This is a genomic window from Chitinimonas sp. BJB300 (assembly GCF_002735695.1).
Classification (GTDB): Bacteria; Pseudomonadota; Gammaproteobacteria; order Burkholderiales; family Chitinimonadaceae; genus Chitinimonas.
In genome coordinates, this window is the sequence record NZ_PDZH01000039.1 from 1 (window position 1) to 15825 (window position 15825).

The following is a 15825-nucleotide window of genomic DNA, read 5'->3' on the forward strand; positions in this document are numbered from 1 at the left end:
CACCTACCATCGCCGACAAGCCCGTTGCTGTCGCCGCACCAAACGTGCTCAGCAAATAGTCGGTGTACAAATCGAGTTCTTTGTTCTTCATGGCGACAGGTTATCGTATGCACTGCGTAACATCAGTAAATAAGGAAAAACGTTGAGATCGGCATTGTCTTTAGGATAAGTGGGTGCCAAATAAAAGAGGTGGCTATCAATGAATGGTAGTCACCAACTTTACCGAGTTTCCCTAGTTCCCGACCTTATCCCTCAACCGAGTGCTAAGTGCTAAACGATAAGGCTTGGTTTAAACGCCTATTCGCCCAGCTGGCTTAAATACGTAATGCTCGATTTCCCGATTTAATTGGGGCGTTGAACATAGGGCTTCCAGGATTTGTTGGCAGGCGTGGTTTCATGCGACATATCCATTAGCGCAATAGCCGCGACATTATTATCAGTTGACATAATGGTGACGCGTTTTTCTACAGCTTCGTTAACAAGTAGGTTTTTATCAGATGTTGTACCCCCCCATGACCATTCTTGGAACCCGCTTGGATCACATGCCTTGGTTACTAGCTGATTTTCATTGGCACTATCACCCACACTTAAACACAGCCGGGGATTTTCAAACGATATGTATTCGTTGTTTGAACCGAGCCCCCATAATTGCGAAATGCTGTTGTTGCACTTTTCACCAACTACTTGGTTATTCTCACCTTTCATGGTCAGGCAAAATAATTCTCTATTGCGATAGGCCTTTAAATGAACAGGCACTTCGGATAAGAAATAGGGAGAATTCCAATCAATAGTGATTTGATCGCTTAACGATATATTGTGAAAGTCAGCATAGTGAGGCAGACCATCCACGAAAGGCGAAACATAAGTATAAGCCATACCTACCTCAGCACTTGAGGATACATTGAATGTAGATTTATTCTTTTTATTCAATGGGGCAAGATAAGTAGCGATATAGCCAGGAATAAAATTCGCATAAGACATAGCAGTGAAAAGTTGCCCTTTGACTGGCCAAGCGCCTCGGCCTACATCAGACTTTTCATTGAGCAAGTTAGGAATGCTACTCTTTTCCCACTTGATATCAAAACGTTTACCTGACGTGCTATTGATTACTTTATATTCGTTTGTTTTGTAAGATAAACTTACTTGGTGCTGTCTTCGGTTTACACTATTTGAATGCAAGCCTACTTTGGGGCCTTGACTGCCAATTTCAAGATTGCCCGAAAATCCTTCCTCAACAGATATAATTGAAGTCTCTGTAATCTGTGTCTCTGGATTGCTATTGTGTGGGAGATGATCGATTAAAGAAATGTCACTGTCGCTAGGTACTATGCTGGTTGTGTATTGGTTAACAAAGGGGCCAAAGCGTGTATTCCTCTTTGTATTGGCGGTGAGGCTTGTATTCGTTGATCCCTGGTTTGAGGCTATATGCCAGCCGGCACTGCTCAGGCCGCTTAACCCTGTGCCTATACGTACAATTTTTCCTTCAGGTGTTGCAGCTGTACCAGAAATATTTTTTGAGGGAATATAGTCCAGCCTAATCTGAGTATTATAGGAAGCAGCACCGCTACAAGGGTCGAGTGAGCCATCCAGGTACATCTGTCCACCCCAAGTGCCTCGCTTTACTTCCTTTTTTACAGGGCAGGATAAATTTTCATGAAGGAAGTTAAGGTATATTGTTTTGCCGATTTGATAGTTTTCAGTACTTCTTTTTTTACGTTTTGCTGGACCTGTAGACAAAGCGATAATCAGGGAGTTTGGTATTTTATATTCATTACGACCGTTCGGGCTGACTGCATAGTAGTGAATGCTGTTGTTGATTTTCTTTATTAATAGAAGTGATTTTTTTAATTCTATCCCATTTAATCTTGAGGTAAACCTATCGGTGATAGTATTGGACAAAGCTTGTGTTTCATCCAGTACCACAATCACATCCTGACTGAGTTTTTCGTTTATCTGTTGCATTACGCTTTCAAATGAAATTTTATTCAAATGACTTATGTTGTAGTAAGCAAGCTGAAAGTTTTCAGCTGAAAAAGGACTTTTTTCTGTATGTGCCTTGAATTTATCTAGTACTTGTTGGCCTGTTGAGGATGGGAAACCATATTCAACGATTTGATTGGATGCAGGTAAGTCTGATGGGTTATCATTAATCGGCTGCGCCAACACATTCTGACTAAAAGCAGTAATCAAACCGACATAGCCGACGTATTTCATGCTTACAAGATTACGTTTGTATGATTTCATCATAAATTCTCCAGTGATGTTGAAAATAAGCACAAGCTTATGTTCACACGAGTATTTACTTAACGCAAATATATTATGCGCTGCTACAAGCGGATGGCAGCCATTTATACTTAAGGGATGAGGGATGGTTATGCTTATTGGGTAAGCGGAAGTTGGGCTTAGTGAGGTTAATGGACTGCCTAATTACAAGGCTGAGTAGATCAGCTAATTTCCAGCTCAGTAACTGCTGCGCAACTTCAGGTTAAAGAGAATATGCTTGTTCAGCATTAACTTCGGCTTGTAAGGGATTGATATTTTTAGCAGCATTTAAATGCACGAATGCGATTGTTTTATGAATAATTAGCCTTCTATTGCATAGTACAGTAACCATAATGCATACCACCCAGTAGTAAGTAGACGAACCGTACAAATTTATGGGTATTTAAGAATTGAATTGGGCTTTTTGTTTTTATTCAATATATTCCCTATTTATGTCAAGAATGAATACATTGTCACAAGCGGGTTCTTGCCCCTTTTCGTCTTATCTTCGTAACTATTCAGCTACCCCTCATCCAGCAGCAGGCACCAGTGATGGAGCAGGGGTGTTACCCAGCTTTGCGTTCAGAGCCCGTTGCAGGAATTCGAACAACTCGATGCCCTGCCGGCGGCAGGTGTAGGCCGCTGCAAAGACACGCTCAACGAAGCGTAGGCCTCAACCTGAACGGGTGACATAGGAGATCTTGCGCCGCAGCACCACCCCCCGCAGGGCCCGTTCTGCCAAGTTGTTCGTGGGCGGAATGCGCGGGTCGTCCAGAAAGCGCCACAAGGCCGACCACAGCGCCAGCAGATTGCGGCAGGTGCCCGCCGTCTTGCGACAGCCGCCTGGTTCCGTCCCCAACTGCAGCTGCCGCTTTAGCCGTTTTTGTAGCGGAGCGAAGGCGGCCGCCGATTTACCTTGTTCGCGCCAGCGAAACAGTACGTACCCTCCTTGCAGTAAGCGGCTACCCAGTCGACCCGTCTCGCCTGACCGGCCAGCGATGCGCGCGAAGTCTCGCAGCAGATGCGCCCAGCAGACTTGCCGCCGGTGCGGGTCGACCCAGTGATAGCCAGCGTAGCGATCGCTCACCAGCACGCCGAATCGTGGATTGGCGGGTCAGCCGCAGCATGCGGACCGATTTCGTGCTGGATGCGCTGGAGCAAGCCCTCTACGCCCGTCAACCTAAACAGCAGGATGGCCTGATCCACCATTCAGAACGTGGATCGCAATACTTGTCGATCCGCTACACGGAGCGACTGTCCGAAGCCGGTATTGAGCCCTCGGTTGGAAGCCGTGGTGACAGTGACGACAATGCGCTCGCTGAAACCATAAACGGTTTGTACAAGGCCGAGGTCATTCACCGGCTAGGCCCGTGGAAAACCGGAGAAGCGGTGGAGCTGGCTACGTTGGAATGGGTGGCATGGTTTAACCACCACCGCCTGCTAGAATCCATTGGTTATATCCCGCCAGCAGAAGCTGAGGCAAACTATTACCAGCAACTCGCTAAAACACTTTAACGAAATACCCTCCTCAAAACCCGGGGCGGTTCAGGTCTTACGGCCATCGACGATCACCACGCCGCCGCCGCCGCCGCAGTCGCAGGCTAGCGGGGGCGGGCAGTCAACGATCCGGTCCAACTGTGCCGTGGGCAACGGCACCCGGTAACTGCCTTTGTGGCCCGGCTGAGCCCCCCGTGGATTGGCTGAGGCGGGCCGCTGCCGCTTGCCAGCACCCGGCCCATCGCTCGAGGGCGGCTTGGACGAGGTGCGCGAGTCGAGCTTGAGTCGCTCTTCCAGTTCAGCCAGGCGAGTCAGCAACTGCTGTAGGGTCGCGCCTTGCTGCCGGATGAGTGCGTGGCACGCCTCAAGCGTGACTGGCAGGGTAGTGGCGGGTTCGGGAGTGGTCATTGGGGGGCGGTATACCACTTAGGCAATAAGTTGAAAAGGTGGGGGAGGCTGAATACTTACGATTGCACAGCATCGGCACTGTGGGCGAGAAACGTAGCCGCCAACGTAGCGCCATGATCATTTATGGAATGGTGAAAGGCTGGGGAATGGCGCGGACAAAACAAAAAGCCCAACGTTTGCTGGGCTTTTTGTTTACATCTGGCTCCTCGACCTGGGCTCGAACCAGGGACCTACGGATTAACAGTCCGGCGCTCTACCGACTGAGCTATCGAGGAAAGGACGCGCAAGATACCGGTAGCGGCGAGACTTGTCAAAGCTTGTGGCTAAGTATTTTTGATAGGGCCAAGGAAATCGTGCAAAACAAAAAGCCCAGCGTTTGCTGGGCTTTTTGTTTACGTCTGGCTCCTCGACCTGGGCTCGAACCAGGGACCTACGGATTAACAGTCCGGCGCTCTACCGACTGAGCTATCGAGGAAAGGACGCGCAAGATACCGGCCGCTCGCGGATTTGTCAAAGATTCTGGCACGTATTTTGTCAGCGGATGCGCCAAGCCAGTGTTTTAACAGGGTTAGACGTAACTGGGACCGGTGAGTTCGGCCAGTGCTTGGCCCAGGATAGTGAGGAGTTTTTCTACATCTTGCGTGGTGGTATCCGGGCAAACCAGCAACATATTATGGAAAGGAGTGATGAGTACGCCGCGGTTAAGCAGATAGAGATGCAGAGCGTGTTCCAGCTCATGGTCCATGGCTAGCGATGCTTCGGTCCCATTTTGAGGCGGTTGGGCGCAGAACTGGAATTCGGTGCGTGCACCTACCTGGCTGACGCACCATTCCAAACCATATTGCTTGATCAAGCCACGCAGGCCCGCCGCCAGTTGCGTAGCCAGGTTGATCATATGGGCATAGGCCGCGTCGGTCATGACACCTTCCAACGTGGCGCGAATAGCAGCCATCGCCAATGCATTGGCGGTGAGGGTGGTGCCAATGCCGGAATGGCCCGGGGGTGCGGCGGATTTGGCGGCTTGCATACGCTGCGCCAGCTCGGCACTAAAGCCATACACCGCGCACGGTATGCCGCCGCCAATGGGTTTGCCCAGCACGAAAAAGTCGGGCTCCAGACCATACGCCTTGGCGTAGCCGGCTGGCCCGGTGGAAATGGTGTGGGTTTCGTCGCACACCAAGAGGGAACCGGCCTCACGGATAAGCGAACATGCCGTTGCCCAGAAACCGGGCTGTGGCAACACCATGCCGATATTGGTCATGACGGGTTCAGCCAGCATGCAGGCAACATTGCCTTGCGCCAACGCCGCTTCCAAAGCAGCTAAATCGTTGAACTCGACCACAACAGTATGGTCGTTCAAGTTGTAGGCTTGGCCCAGCAGGCTGTCCCGTTGGGTGGGCACCCCGTCAACCAGATCGACAAATACATCGTCAGCCGTGCCGTGGTAGCAACCATTGAAAACCAGCACTTTGGTACGACCGGTAACCGCGCGAGCCCAGCGGATGACGAAGCGGTTCGCATCGGTAGCCGTCATGGCGAATTGCCAGAAGGGCAGGCCAAAGCGTTCAGCAAGCAGCTCGCCCACCCTGGCGGCATCCTCGCCGGGCAGCATGGTGGTGAAGCCAAGTTGAGACTGGCGGTTGACTGCAGCGGCGACATCTTTGGGCGCATGGCCAAACATTGCACCGGTGTCACCCAGGCAGAAATCCACGTATTCATGCCCATCGGCATCGCGAAACCGCGCACCGCGGGCTTGCTCGACAAAGAGTGGGAAAGGGGTGCCCCAATCTGTCATCCAATGCAGTGGTACGCCATATAGCAGATGAGCATTGGTGCGTTGCGCCAATGCTTGTGAGAGGGGACGGGCCGCCGTATAGCGATCACGTTCGCGAGCTAGCAATGCGGCGAGGGGCGTAGGGTGAATGCCGGTGGGGTGAGCCATGGTGTCCTCGATAGGGTGAAGCGAATCATCACGCCGTTTTTGAAATCCGCATCATTCTGCCAACCGGATACATGAGTGGTAAATGACTGTCGGGCTAGCAGTGGGGGGGCTACTGATCTGGCGTGTGGCTTTAGCGAACCGCTTGCCCTGCCAGCCAACCATAAAGTCGACTGTTATCCGCCCACGCGGCATTGAAGCGGAAGTGACGGCTAGGGCTGCCCGCAGGGTGATAGAAATGGCCCGGTGCCAAGGCAATGCCAACGGTGGCGGCGGCGTTGGTCAGCTGGTCGGTATCAAGCCCGGCAGGTGCTTCGGCCCACAAAAACAAGCCACCGGAAGGTGGGTGGAAAATGGACCACCCTAGCTCGGTTAGTCGGCCGCATACCCTATGTTGCGCCTCGGCGAGCCTTTCGCGCAGCCGGTCGAGATGAGTACGGTGATGGCCATCTGTCAGCATGTTCAGCGCGGCGGATTCCATGATGGCGGAACCCGTAAGCCCTGCCGTCATCTTCAATTGGGTGGCTCGCGCTATGGTACGGGCATCGGCTGCCAGATAACCGACGCGCAGGGCGGGTGACAGCGTCTTGGAAAAGCTGCCCAGGTAGATCACCCGTTCGAGATTATCCAAGCCAGCAAGGTTGGGTATGGGTGTAGCCAACAGGTCGGCAAACGGGTCGTCTTCCACCACACGGAAGTTGTATTTATCGGCCAACTTCAGGATTTGATGCGCTGTAGTGGCCGTGGTGCTGGTGCCGGTGGGGTTATGCAGGGCGCTGTTGGTGAAGAAGGCGACTGGCCTTTCGTGTTCAGCCAGTTGAGCCAGCACCGGTACATCTGGCCCGGTGGGAGTGCGTGGTACGCCGAACAATTTTGCGCCATGGCCGAGCAGGGCAGCGATGAGGGTGGAATAGCCAGGGTTGTCGATTAGGACTGTGTCGCCCGGCTGCACCAGCAAGCGAATCGCCAAATCGAGCCCTTGGCTCGCCCCATGAGTGAGGACGATCTGTTCTGCTGGTGCTTCGATACCACGTAATGCGAGCCGCCATTGTAGATGCTGGCGTAACTCGGGCAAGCCTTGCGGGTGGCCGTAGCGTGTTAAAACATCGCCTGATGCTTTGGCCAACTGGCGCAGCGCGGTACGCATGCCATATTCGTACAACCAATCAGGCGGCAACCAGCCACCACCGGCTTGTAGTTCCAACGCCCGGTCTTCATACACGCGGCTAAGTAACCAGGCCTCGTCCACCGGGGCACGTTGCGTTGGGGCAAGGGCTTTGCCTCGGGTGGCGACAAAATAGCCCCGTGCCTTTTGCGATTGTATCCAGCCTGCCGCTACTAGCCGGTTGTAGGCTTCGGCTACGGTAAAGGGGCTTACCTTGGTCATCTGCGCCAAGCTGCGTACCGAGGGAAGCCGTGCGCCTTCACTGAGCACCCCGCGTTCTATCTTGGTGACGAGGCTGCCAACAATCTGTTCGGTGAGCGATATGGCTGCGTCGGAGTTTAGTTGGAGCATGGTAAGCGGCACTCGCAAACTGTACTGCCTGTTGGGTCAATACATCTTGTGACCTTGAGGCGGGCTTTGTATATGGCGATATGGCTTATCGCGGGCAGATACTGCGGGCATTCCGGTGGTGCGCCAGCCAGCAAACCCAGTACACCGCCAATACAGATCATTACACTTTCTGCCATGGAGACCAAGATGAATGCCAATACGCTTGATCCGAACCTGGACGTGAACGCCTACTGGATGCCCTTCAGCCATAACCGCTATTTCAAACAGAGTGCGGAACATCGCAGTAATCGGTTGCTGGCGCGGGCGGAGGGTAGCTATTACTGGACGACAGAGGGCAACAAGCTATTTGATGCGCTCTCGGGCTTGTGGTGCTGCGGCCTGGGCCATCGCCATCCCAAATTGGTGGAAACCGTCAAGCGCCAGTTGGATGTGCTCGACTATAGCCCGGCGTTTCAGATGGGTACGCCGGGTGTATTCAAGCTGGCCGAGCGGATTGCCGAGGCGGCGCCTGCGGGTTTCGAGCATGTGTTCTTCTGCAACTCTGGCTCCGAGGCGGTCGATACCGCGCTGAAAATGGCCCTGGCGTATCACCGGGCGCGTGGTGAGGCACACCGTACGCGCTTTATCGGCCGGGAAAAGGGTTACCACGGTGTGGGGTTTGGCGGGATCTCGGTGGGCGGTATGGTGGCGAACCGCAAGATGTTTTCTGCCGGCATGCTGCAAGGGGTGGACCATTTACCGCATACCCACAACCTGAAGGAAATGGCGTATTCCAAGGGCGAGCCGGACTGGGGCACCCATCTGGCTGATGAATTGGAACGGCTGGTCGCCCTGCACGATGCATCGACCATCGCGGCGGTGATCGTCGAGCCCATGCAGGGTTCTGCCGGCGTGGTGGTGCCGCCCAAGGGGTATTTGAAGCGTCTGCGTGACATCTGCACCAAGCATGGCATCTTGTTGATTTTCGATGAGGTGATTACCGGCTTTGGCCGCATGGGTAAACCTTTCGCTGCGCATTATTGGAATGTTACGCCCGACCTCATCACCTTTGCCAAAGGGGTGAACAACGGCCTTGTTCCCATGGGCGGTGTGATCGCAACCAAGCAAATCTACGACACCTTCATGACTGGACCGGAGCATATGGTCGAGTTCTTCCACGGCTATACCTATTCGGGCCATGCCCTTGCCGTGGCGGCTTCGCATGCAGCGCTCGATGTGATTGCCGAGGAAGGCATTTACGACCAGGTAAACAGCTTGAGCAAGACGTTGGAAGAGGCCGTTCACGGCCTGAAGGGCGAAGCCAATATTGTTGATATCCGTAACTGCCAGCTTGCAGCGGCGGTAGAGCTTGCACCTATTGAGGGCAAGCCTGGATTAAGGGCACTGCGTGTATTTGAAGAGGCGCTGAAGCGTGGCGTGCTGTTTCGCTTTACTGGCGACATCATTGCCATGGGGCCCACCTTTGTTTCCACGCCTGATGAGTTGGCCAATATGGCGGATGTGCTGAGGCAATCGATTCGGGCAGCTGGTTAGAATAGATAAAGGAATTCCAAAATATGGCAAATACACTCCACCACTGGATTAATGGCGCTGAAGTCCACGGTACGTCCAACTGTTTCGGCGATGTCTACAACCCTGCTTTTGGCGAGGTGATGAGCCGTGTTCAGCTTGCCACTGCCGAAGAAGTGAATACGGCGATTGCGATAGCCAAGGCGGCATTTCCGGCTTGGGCCGCCACACCGCCGCTGCGACGTGCGCGGGTGATGTTCAAATACAAGGAGCTACTGGAAAAGCACGCTGATGAGATTGTGGCCGCGATTGCCACCGAACACGGCAAGGTGAAAGCCGATGCGCATGGCGAATTGATCCGCGGTTTGGAAGTGGTGGAATTCGCCTGCGGCGCACCGCATTTATTGAAAGGCGAATTTGCCGACAATGTTGGTACTGCCGTCGACAGCTATAGCTTGCGCCAGCCGCTGGGTGTGGTGGCCGGTATTACGCCCTTCAATTTCCCCGCCATGGTACCGATGTGGATGTTCCCGCTGGCGCTGGTAGCGGGCAATACTTTTATTCTCAAACCCAGTGAGCGCGACCCTTCTACATCGTTGATTCTGGCACGTCTGTTGAAGGAAGCAGGTCTGCCCGATGGTGTATTCAACGTTGTGCAGGGTGACAAAGTGGCAGTGGATGCCATTTTGGCCCACCCTGATATCCAGGCCGTGAGCTTTGTCGGCTCTACTCCGATTGCGCAGTATATCTACGCCACCGGTACAGCGAACGGCAAGCGTGTCCAGGCCCTGGGCGGGGCGAAGAACCATATGGTGGTGATGCCCGATGCCGATCTGGACCAGGCTGTTGATGCACTGATGGGTGCCGCATATGGCTCGGCCGGAGAGCGTTGCATGGCGATTTCGGTGGCGGTGGCGGTGGGCGATGCGGTAGCGGATGCGCTCGTCGATAAGCTGGCCCCTAAAGTGCGGGCGCTTAAGATTGGCAGCTGGGATAGCGCAGCCGATGTCGAAATGGGCCCCTTGGTTACCCGTGAGCACAAAAACAAGGTGATAGGCTACATCGATGCCGGAGTGGCAGAGGGGGCCGAATTGGTGGTCGATGGTCGCAGCCATGTCGTGGCGGGTGGCGAAAGCGGCTTCTTCTTGGGCGGTTCGTTGTTCGACGATGTAAGCACCGACATGAAGATCTATCAGGAAGAAATCTTTGGCCCGGTGCTCTGCGTGGTGCGGGTGGATAGCTATAACGAAGCGGTACGGATTACTAACGAGCACGCCTATGGCAACGGCACGGCTATCTTCACACGTGATGGCGACACGGCGCGTGACTTTGTCGCCCGCATCCAGGTTGGGATGGTGGGGGTGAATGTACCGATCCCGGTGCCCATGGCATTCATGAGTTTTGGTGGGTGGAAAGCTTCGTTGTTTGGCGACCACCATGCCTATGGTGCTGAGGGGATTCGCTTCTATACCCGACTCAAGACGGTGACAGCGCGCTGGCCGCAGTCAATACGTTCGGGTGCGGAATTTGTGATGCCGACGATGAAGTAATCGTAATGGCTGGAACCTGTTCAAAGACCAACGCATCAGGGCAAGACGAAGCGAAAACACCCCAGGAAGCAGAGTTTGCAAGTGGTAAATGGGCATCCCAAGGGTATTTTTAACGCGGTATCCCCGACGTGGAGAGGACTTTGAACAGGTTCTTATTCTTACCATTCTTCTTTCGCCCTATATCTTTGCCCTGTGCTTCGTAGTTATTCCGGGTCTTGGCCGTATCAAGGCAATCCAAGCCAAAATACTATTAGGTAACAATGAGTGATTGCCAAGTCAATTATCTGACAATTATATTTTGCCATTTTGATTGAATAGTTTGGTCATGAGACTCTCATATGCGCTCAATAACCCTTTAAATGAACTTTTAATAGAATCGTGTTTCAATAACCAATATCGACTGGTTGCTGCTTACTAAAACAGGATTCTGTTAATCCCGGATTTGTAGATGGTAGCGATACGGGCGTAGTCATTACGACAGCATAACGCTGTTTACATTTTTAATCTTGATGTACTTTCAAGGAGCGCACTATGTCATTTACATCTCAAAGTTTAGAAGACTTGATCAATGAGGTATATCAGGATGGCAGTGTTTCATTCTCTGAATACAAGATGCTACGTGATGATGCCGACTGCCGTATGCAGACATTGATCAATGAATTCGGTTGTCATAACAATATGACTGCTTTTCAAAAAGCCATGGATGTAGCAATGCAGCTATTACAACTGTCTGTCTTAGATGCAAAAAAAGCTAAATTGACAGATGTGGGCGAAGCAATTGTTAGTGACGCAATAACAGCACAAGTGGAATATCTTCGCGCTGGTAGTTATTTAGCACTGCGTCTTTTATAAATTGGCATTGTCGAGAGCGTAATAGTCATAAATCATCAGCAAAAGTGTAGGGTGAAACTATCTGAAGTAAGTCCTGTTCAACGCGTTACCTTGGCTCGTGGGACATTAAGCAAGTTTTATTTGTGTGGGGGGCTTGTAATTCTGCAGAGTGCTCCAAACTCAGTATTGCGAACAATTCTTGTCTAGGAGCTTGCCGATGTCATCCCTTACCCCCGAGAACACTGCCGAGTTGGCTGCCGTTAACCAAAAGATTCTGGCCGAAGGGCAATCTCTGCCGACGGTACAACTGAAGGATGGCAGCCGTGTGCAAACGGGTACCGTCGCTACCATGCTGTTCAATGTAGAGCAGTACAACAATGGGGTACGCGGGGAGATCGAGAAAGAGTTGGAATTGTCTGTGCCAACGCTATTAAAGGTCGGTCTGTTTGACTTGTTCTCCCCTGATGAGTGGATTGCGGGCGATAACGCAGGGCGTCGTCTCGTGGGTGTTAAAGCCAAAGCCTATCTGGCGCAGCAGACCAGCAAGGGGTAGCTGATTCACTAGGCAGGTTCAGGGTGCTTTTAGCGCCATAAGCGTGCTTAAGGTCCCCCTGCACCTGCCATTGAAGAAGCGGACATGACGCGGTTACGCCCTGCGCGCTTGGCAGCATAGAGCGCAACATCGGCGGCATCGAGAGCCTGTAGTACGGTCCGGTCATTGGCGATGCCGACTACTCCCGCGCTTAAAGTAATCGGGTCTTGCAGCGCCAAGCCAAGGGTCAGGCTGCGGGTGCTGAAGTCTTGCCGTATGCGTTCGGCAACCTGTATCGCTTGTATCTCATCGCTGCCTACGAGCACTACGCCGAATTCTTCGCCACCTTGGCGTGCGGCAATATCATGGCCCCGTACGTTGGCGCGAATAACCTCGCCCAACATCTGCAACACCTTGTCGCCTGCGGCGTGCCCCAGCCGGTCGTTCACTTGCTTGAAATGGTCGATATCCAGACAGATGACGGCGCTGACGCCGCGGTCGCGCTCACGGCGGGCGTCGTCCTGGGTTGCCAGCAAGCTGAGTCCGCGACGGTTCAACAATCCGGTCAGCCAATCAGTGACGGCGCTATCAGCATTGTGGGCCGAGATGCGCACAAACTGCAGGCCGATGCAGGCTACCGCCAGTGTTAGAGTGAAGAGCAGGGCGGCAATGCCAAATACGGCGCGGTAAATCTCATACGGCCCGGTGAGTTCTCTACCCAGCCAGCTTATGTACAGCAGGCCGTACTGCCAGAAAAAAATGGGTAGATAGGCAAGAATCAGCCGTCGCAGCCAGCGAAACAGCACCTCGATTTCGGGCCGGTACGGTTTATCCAGCAGAAACAGCAGGCCGATATAAAACACCAGAAGAGACGATGAGGTGATCAAGGCACGCGGTGCCGAGTTTTGCCATAAATCGCCTCCGATTATGAGGCTGACGATGGGTAGGCCGCCTATCAGCGCGAGCAAGGGCCAGAGAGGTTGCTGCTTATTGAAGCGCCAGAAACCGAACAGCAAGGCGCAGCTGCCAAACCCGGTGGCCAGATTATTGATGATGTTGAGTGGTGCGTTTAGTTCGGGTTGGCGTAGGACGAAAGTGGTCAGCGCCAAGCCATTCAATGCGAAGCCCAAAGCCCAATAGCCGGGGCCGCTGCCATCACGGTCGTAACGGATGGCGAAGAGCAATAGGCCAGACAGCAGCAACTGGATCAGGCCGCGACAAAGAGCAAGTGTGGCGATGTCGAGAGGCGCTAGGCTCATGCACTGGCTGCAGTGATCAATACGTGGTTTTGTTTAACCCATGGGTAAGCATAGACGTCGCCCAGGCTCTGGGCTATGTCGCCTTATCGCCACGTTATGGACGACACTATTTCGGCATAGCGGCCCTGCATGGCATGCTGTTTGCGACGCTGCCTTGTTTGATCGGGGGCAGATGGTTACCAAACCACGGGAGGATGGCTGTGCTTCAGTTCATGTTGCGCTTTACCTTGATGATCCTTGCTGGGATTGGCGTGGGTTATGCCGCCAAATCGGGGTCGAACAGCCCGGCTGACGTGCTGAAGCAGTCGCTTGCGACCGACTGGCGCGTGCTGGACCCGCAAAATACGCTGCTGATGGAAGTCAATGGCGGCCAAGTGCTGCTGGAGTTGGCACCACGGTTTGCCCCCCGCCATGTGGCGAATATCCGTAAATTGGCACACGAGCGTTATTTCGATGGTTTGGCGGTGATCCGGGTGCAGGACAACTTCGTGACCCAGTGGGGTGCGCCTGAAGATGAAGATGCCGCGCAGGAAAAGCCCAAGTCATTGGGTTCTGCAGAAGCCAAGCTGCCGGCGGAGTTCTCTATTCCCCAAAAAGGGCTGGTTTTCACCCCGTTGAAAGATGCTGATGGTTTTTCCCCGATGACCGGCTTTATCGATGGTATGCCCGTCGCTGCCGACCCCAAGCACAACCAAGCCTGGATTCCGCATTGCTATGGCGTGATTGGGGCTGGGCGCGGTAACCCGGTAGATAGCAGTAATGGCAGCAGCCTTTACGCAATTATTGGGCAGGCGCCACGGGCGCTTGACCGTAATATCACGGTAGTAGGGCGGGTGGTCAAAGGCATGGAGTTTTTGGCGGCTTTACCGCGCGGTGGTGGGGCGATGGGCTTTTACGACAAGCCCGAGCAGCACAGCCCCATTCGTAGTGTACGCCTGCTGGCCGACCTACCGGAGGCAGAACGGCCTGCGCTGGAGCTGTTACGAACCGACACCCGCACCTGGCAGGCTTGGGTGGAGGCCCGGCGGCATGCCAGTGGTGATTGGTATGTACACAGCGCCGAGCACATCAATGTTTGCAACATCAGTGTGCCCATCAGGCCGGTAGTACAGCCTGTGAGCTTGAAATAAGCCTCTTTCATCACCTGGTACCTGTTCAACACCCTATTGCTGATGTGCAAAACACGTTGAACAGGTTGCCCCTATTATCGGCGATTTCTTTACGTTGGCCGGGCTACAAAGCCTCATGTTTCATTGGGTTATACGCTTCAGTGGGTCCGGCAGTCTGCGGCGCGGGGGTTTCCGTTCTACTTTGGTAAAGCTTGAATAGCCCAACCAGAACGAGTGTGGCGGATGCCGCGGCGATTGCTGCATTGGTACTGGTGCCGGTGATTTTGCCATCGCCGGACATGCCCAAGGTGACGGTGGAGACCATGGCGGCTGCGGTAATAGCGATATCCTGAACCATGCTCTGTAACGCCATGTAGCCTGCCCGTTCGTGAGCAGCAGGAATTTGGCTGGTGATGGCGGCCAAACTCACGTTACGGCCGGCATTGCCTGCCATGAACACCACGAACGGCAAGTAGAGCGGCAGGTCTGTCAGCCCGAACAGCGGAGCGAGCCCCAGCAGAAAACACACGCTGGCAACGATGACCGCTAGCCGCGGGCTGACTTTGTCGCTCAAGCGACCCAATATTTGCATCAATACGAGTGCGGCTATACCTCCGGCAAGGTAAAGCAGGCTCAGATGTTCACGCGGGAAGCCAAGATTCACTAGATAGTAGGCTGCGAAACTTGGGATGATGAGAAAGGCTGAAAACTGGCTGGCAGCTTGAACCAAGTAGGCAAGCCGCACTGTGGGGCGTGATAGCAGCGTACGCGGCGTAATCTCTACGGCTTTATCGATGTGGGCACGCATGGAGGGCAACAGCTTGGCAACGGCAATCCATACCAGTGCCGCGAGGGCGGCTACCACATAGAACGGGGTGGTCCAGCTACCGCGTTGGGCCAACTCCAAAGCCATTGGTACGCCTGCGATGGCGGCCAGCGAAAAGCCGATCATCACCCGGGCGATTGCTTGTCCACGTGCTTGGGGGGGCGTTGAGTCGATAACCATGGCCATACCAATTGCCACTGCGGGGCCACCGCACAAACCGGTCAAAGCGCGGGCTAGCAGCAGACTCCATAAACTATCGGCCCATGTCGTTGCCAATGTACAAAGCACCAGTGCACCCAGGCAGGCCAACAATGCGGATTTCCGATCGAAGCGATCAAGCCATTTGACGGAAACCAATCCGGCCATCATAGAAGCCAACGTATAGCCGGCTGAGAGCCAGCCCAATTTGTCAGCCGGGAAATCCAGCACCCGCGCCAAATCCGCACCCAGCGGCAGCAACATCATGAAATCGAGGATATAGACGAACTGAACTGCTGCAATAAGGGCGATGACACGCGAAAAACGGGCGTGAGCCATGGAGACAACTTTCAATGAATTGGAGGTAAATACTTATTTTGAATCGCGCC

Annotated in this window: 12 protein-coding genes, 2 tRNA genes and 1 pseudogene; 6 read left to right on the forward strand and 9 right to left on the reverse strand. The window is 53.7% G+C overall.

The window, feature by feature from the left end; translation table 11 throughout:
- Positions 1-342: 342 nt before the first annotated feature.
- On the reverse strand, positions 343-2247 hold the full coding sequence (locus CSQ89_RS08635; RefSeq protein ID WP_099405767.1) for a leukocidin family pore-forming toxin: 1905 nt from the start codon (positions 2245-2247) through the stop codon (positions 343-345).
- A 688-nt stretch (positions 2248-2935) separates the two neighbouring features.
- Positions 2936-3349 (reverse strand): IS66 family transposase, encoded by a 414-nt coding sequence (locus CSQ89_RS08640; protein ID WP_158228946.1) that lies wholly within the window; start codon positions 3347-3349, stop codon positions 2936-2938.
- A gap of 2 nt (positions 3350-3351) precedes the next feature.
- On the opposite strand from CSQ89_RS08640, the pseudogene CSQ89_RS08645 reads away from it, so the two are divergent.
- Positions 3352-3777 (forward strand): annotated as a pseudogene (locus CSQ89_RS08645) (DDE-type integrase/transposase/recombinase); the annotation flags it as partial.
- Positions 3778-3807: 30 nt separating this feature from the next.
- On the opposite strand, the gene CSQ89_RS23115 reads toward CSQ89_RS08645, so the two are convergent.
- The 5 genes from CSQ89_RS23115 to CSQ89_RS08670 all read right to left on the reverse strand — a co-directional run bounded on the left by CSQ89_RS23115 (position 3808) and on the right by CSQ89_RS08670 (position 7622).
- Positions 3808-4167, reverse strand: coding sequence for a DUF6444 domain-containing protein (locus CSQ89_RS23115; RefSeq protein WP_374701322.1), 360 nt, complete (start codon positions 4165-4167; stop codon positions 3808-3810).
- Between the two features lie 199 nt (positions 4168-4366).
- Positions 4367-4442 (reverse strand) — tRNA-Asn (locus CSQ89_RS08655).
- Positions 4443-4566: 124 nt separating this feature from the next.
- Positions 4567-4642: transfer RNA gene (locus tag CSQ89_RS08660), tRNA-Asn, on the reverse strand.
- A 93-nt stretch (positions 4643-4735) separates the two neighbouring features.
- Complete coding sequence (locus CSQ89_RS08665) at positions 4736-6109, reverse strand: aspartate aminotransferase family protein (protein WP_099405769.1); 1374 nt, start codon at positions 6107-6109, stop codon at positions 4736-4738.
- 130 nt (positions 6110-6239) lie between these two features.
- Complete coding sequence (locus CSQ89_RS08670; RefSeq protein WP_099405770.1) at positions 6240-7622, reverse strand: aminotransferase-like domain-containing protein; 1383 nt, start codon at positions 7620-7622, stop codon at positions 6240-6242.
- 72 nt (positions 7623-7694) lie between these two features.
- On the opposite strand from CSQ89_RS08670, the gene CSQ89_RS08675 reads away from it, so the two are divergent.
- The 4 genes from CSQ89_RS08675 (at position 7695) to CSQ89_RS08695 (ending at position 12065) form a co-directional block, all read left to right on the forward strand.
- Complete coding sequence (locus tag CSQ89_RS08675) at positions 7695-9155, forward strand: aspartate aminotransferase family protein (RefSeq protein WP_304441795.1); 1461 nt, start codon at positions 7695-7697, stop codon at positions 9153-9155.
- A 23-nt stretch (positions 9156-9178) separates the two neighbouring features.
- On the forward strand, positions 9179-10681 hold the full coding sequence (locus CSQ89_RS08680; protein ID WP_099405772.1) for a CoA-acylating methylmalonate-semialdehyde dehydrogenase: 1503 nt from the start codon (positions 9179-9181) through the stop codon (positions 10679-10681).
- A gap of 531 nt (positions 10682-11212) precedes the next feature.
- The gene (locus CSQ89_RS08690) at positions 11213-11533 is read left to right on the forward strand and encodes a hypothetical protein (RefSeq protein ID WP_099405774.1); all 321 of its coding nucleotides are present in this window, start codon (positions 11213-11215) and stop codon (positions 11531-11533) included.
- 196 nt (positions 11534-11729) lie between these two features.
- Positions 11730-12065 carry a DUF7709 family protein gene (locus CSQ89_RS08695; RefSeq protein ID WP_099405775.1) on the forward strand — a complete coding sequence of 112 codons (336 nt, stop codon included), beginning with the start codon at positions 11730-11732 and terminating at the stop codon, positions 12063-12065.
- Positions 12066-12112: 47 nt separating this feature from the next.
- Here CSQ89_RS08695 and CSQ89_RS08700 read toward each other — a convergent pair whose 3' ends face one another.
- Positions 12113-13303, reverse strand: a complete 1191-nt coding sequence (locus tag CSQ89_RS08700; protein WP_099405776.1) for a GGDEF domain-containing protein — start codon at positions 13301-13303, stop codon at positions 12113-12115.
- A gap of 23 nt (positions 13304-13326) precedes the next feature.
- Between CSQ89_RS08700 and CSQ89_RS08705 the strand changes: the two genes are divergently transcribed.
- Positions 13327-14433 carry a peptidylprolyl isomerase gene (locus CSQ89_RS08705; RefSeq protein WP_233203019.1) on the forward strand — a complete coding sequence of 369 codons (1107 nt, stop codon included), beginning with the start codon at positions 13327-13329 and terminating at the stop codon, positions 14431-14433.
- Positions 14434-14536: 103 nt separating this feature from the next.
- Here the strand turns inward: CSQ89_RS08705 and CSQ89_RS08710 are convergent, their stop codons facing one another.
- On the reverse strand, positions 14537-15775 hold the full coding sequence (locus CSQ89_RS08710; RefSeq protein WP_099405777.1) for an MFS transporter: 1239 nt from the start codon (positions 15773-15775) through the stop codon (positions 14537-14539).
- Positions 15776-15825: the final 50 nt, after the last annotated feature.

Excerpts from the sequence above, each read along its gene's own strand:
- CSQ89_RS08680 (WP_099405772.1), top strand. The coding sequence starts at position 9,179 with ATGGCAAATACACTCCACCACTGGATTAATGGCGCTGAAGTCCACGGT.
- CSQ89_RS08635 (WP_099405767.1), bottom strand. The coding sequence starts at position 2,247 with ATGATGAAATCATACAAACGTAATCTTGTAAGCATGAAATACGTCGGC.
- CSQ89_RS08710 (WP_099405777.1), bottom strand. The coding sequence starts at position 15,775 with ATGGCTCACGCCCGTTTTTCGCGTGTCATCGCCCTTATTGCAGCAGTT.
- CSQ89_RS08670 (WP_099405770.1), bottom strand. The coding sequence starts at position 7,622 with ATGCTCCAACTAAACTCCGACGCAGCCATATCGCTCACCGAACAGATT.
- CSQ89_RS08665 (WP_099405769.1), bottom strand. The coding sequence starts at position 6,109 with ATGGCTCACCCCACCGGCATTCACCCTACGCCCCTCGCCGCATTGCTA.
- CSQ89_RS08690 (WP_099405774.1), top strand. The coding sequence starts at position 11,213 with ATGTCATTTACATCTCAAAGTTTAGAAGACTTGATCAATGAGGTATAT.
- CSQ89_RS08700 (WP_099405776.1), bottom strand. The coding sequence starts at position 13,303 with ATGAGCCTAGCGCCTCTCGACATCGCCACACTTGCTCTTTGTCGCGGC.
- CSQ89_RS08675 (WP_304441795.1), top strand. The coding sequence starts at position 7,695 with ATGGCGATATGGCTTATCGCGGGCAGATACTGCGGGCATTCCGGTGGT.
- CSQ89_RS08695 (WP_099405775.1), top strand. The coding sequence starts at position 11,730 with ATGTCATCCCTTACCCCCGAGAACACTGCCGAGTTGGCTGCCGTTAAC.
- CSQ89_RS23115 (WP_374701322.1), bottom strand. The coding sequence starts at position 4,167 with ATGACCACTCCCGAACCCGCCACTACCCTGCCAGTCACGCTTGAGGCG.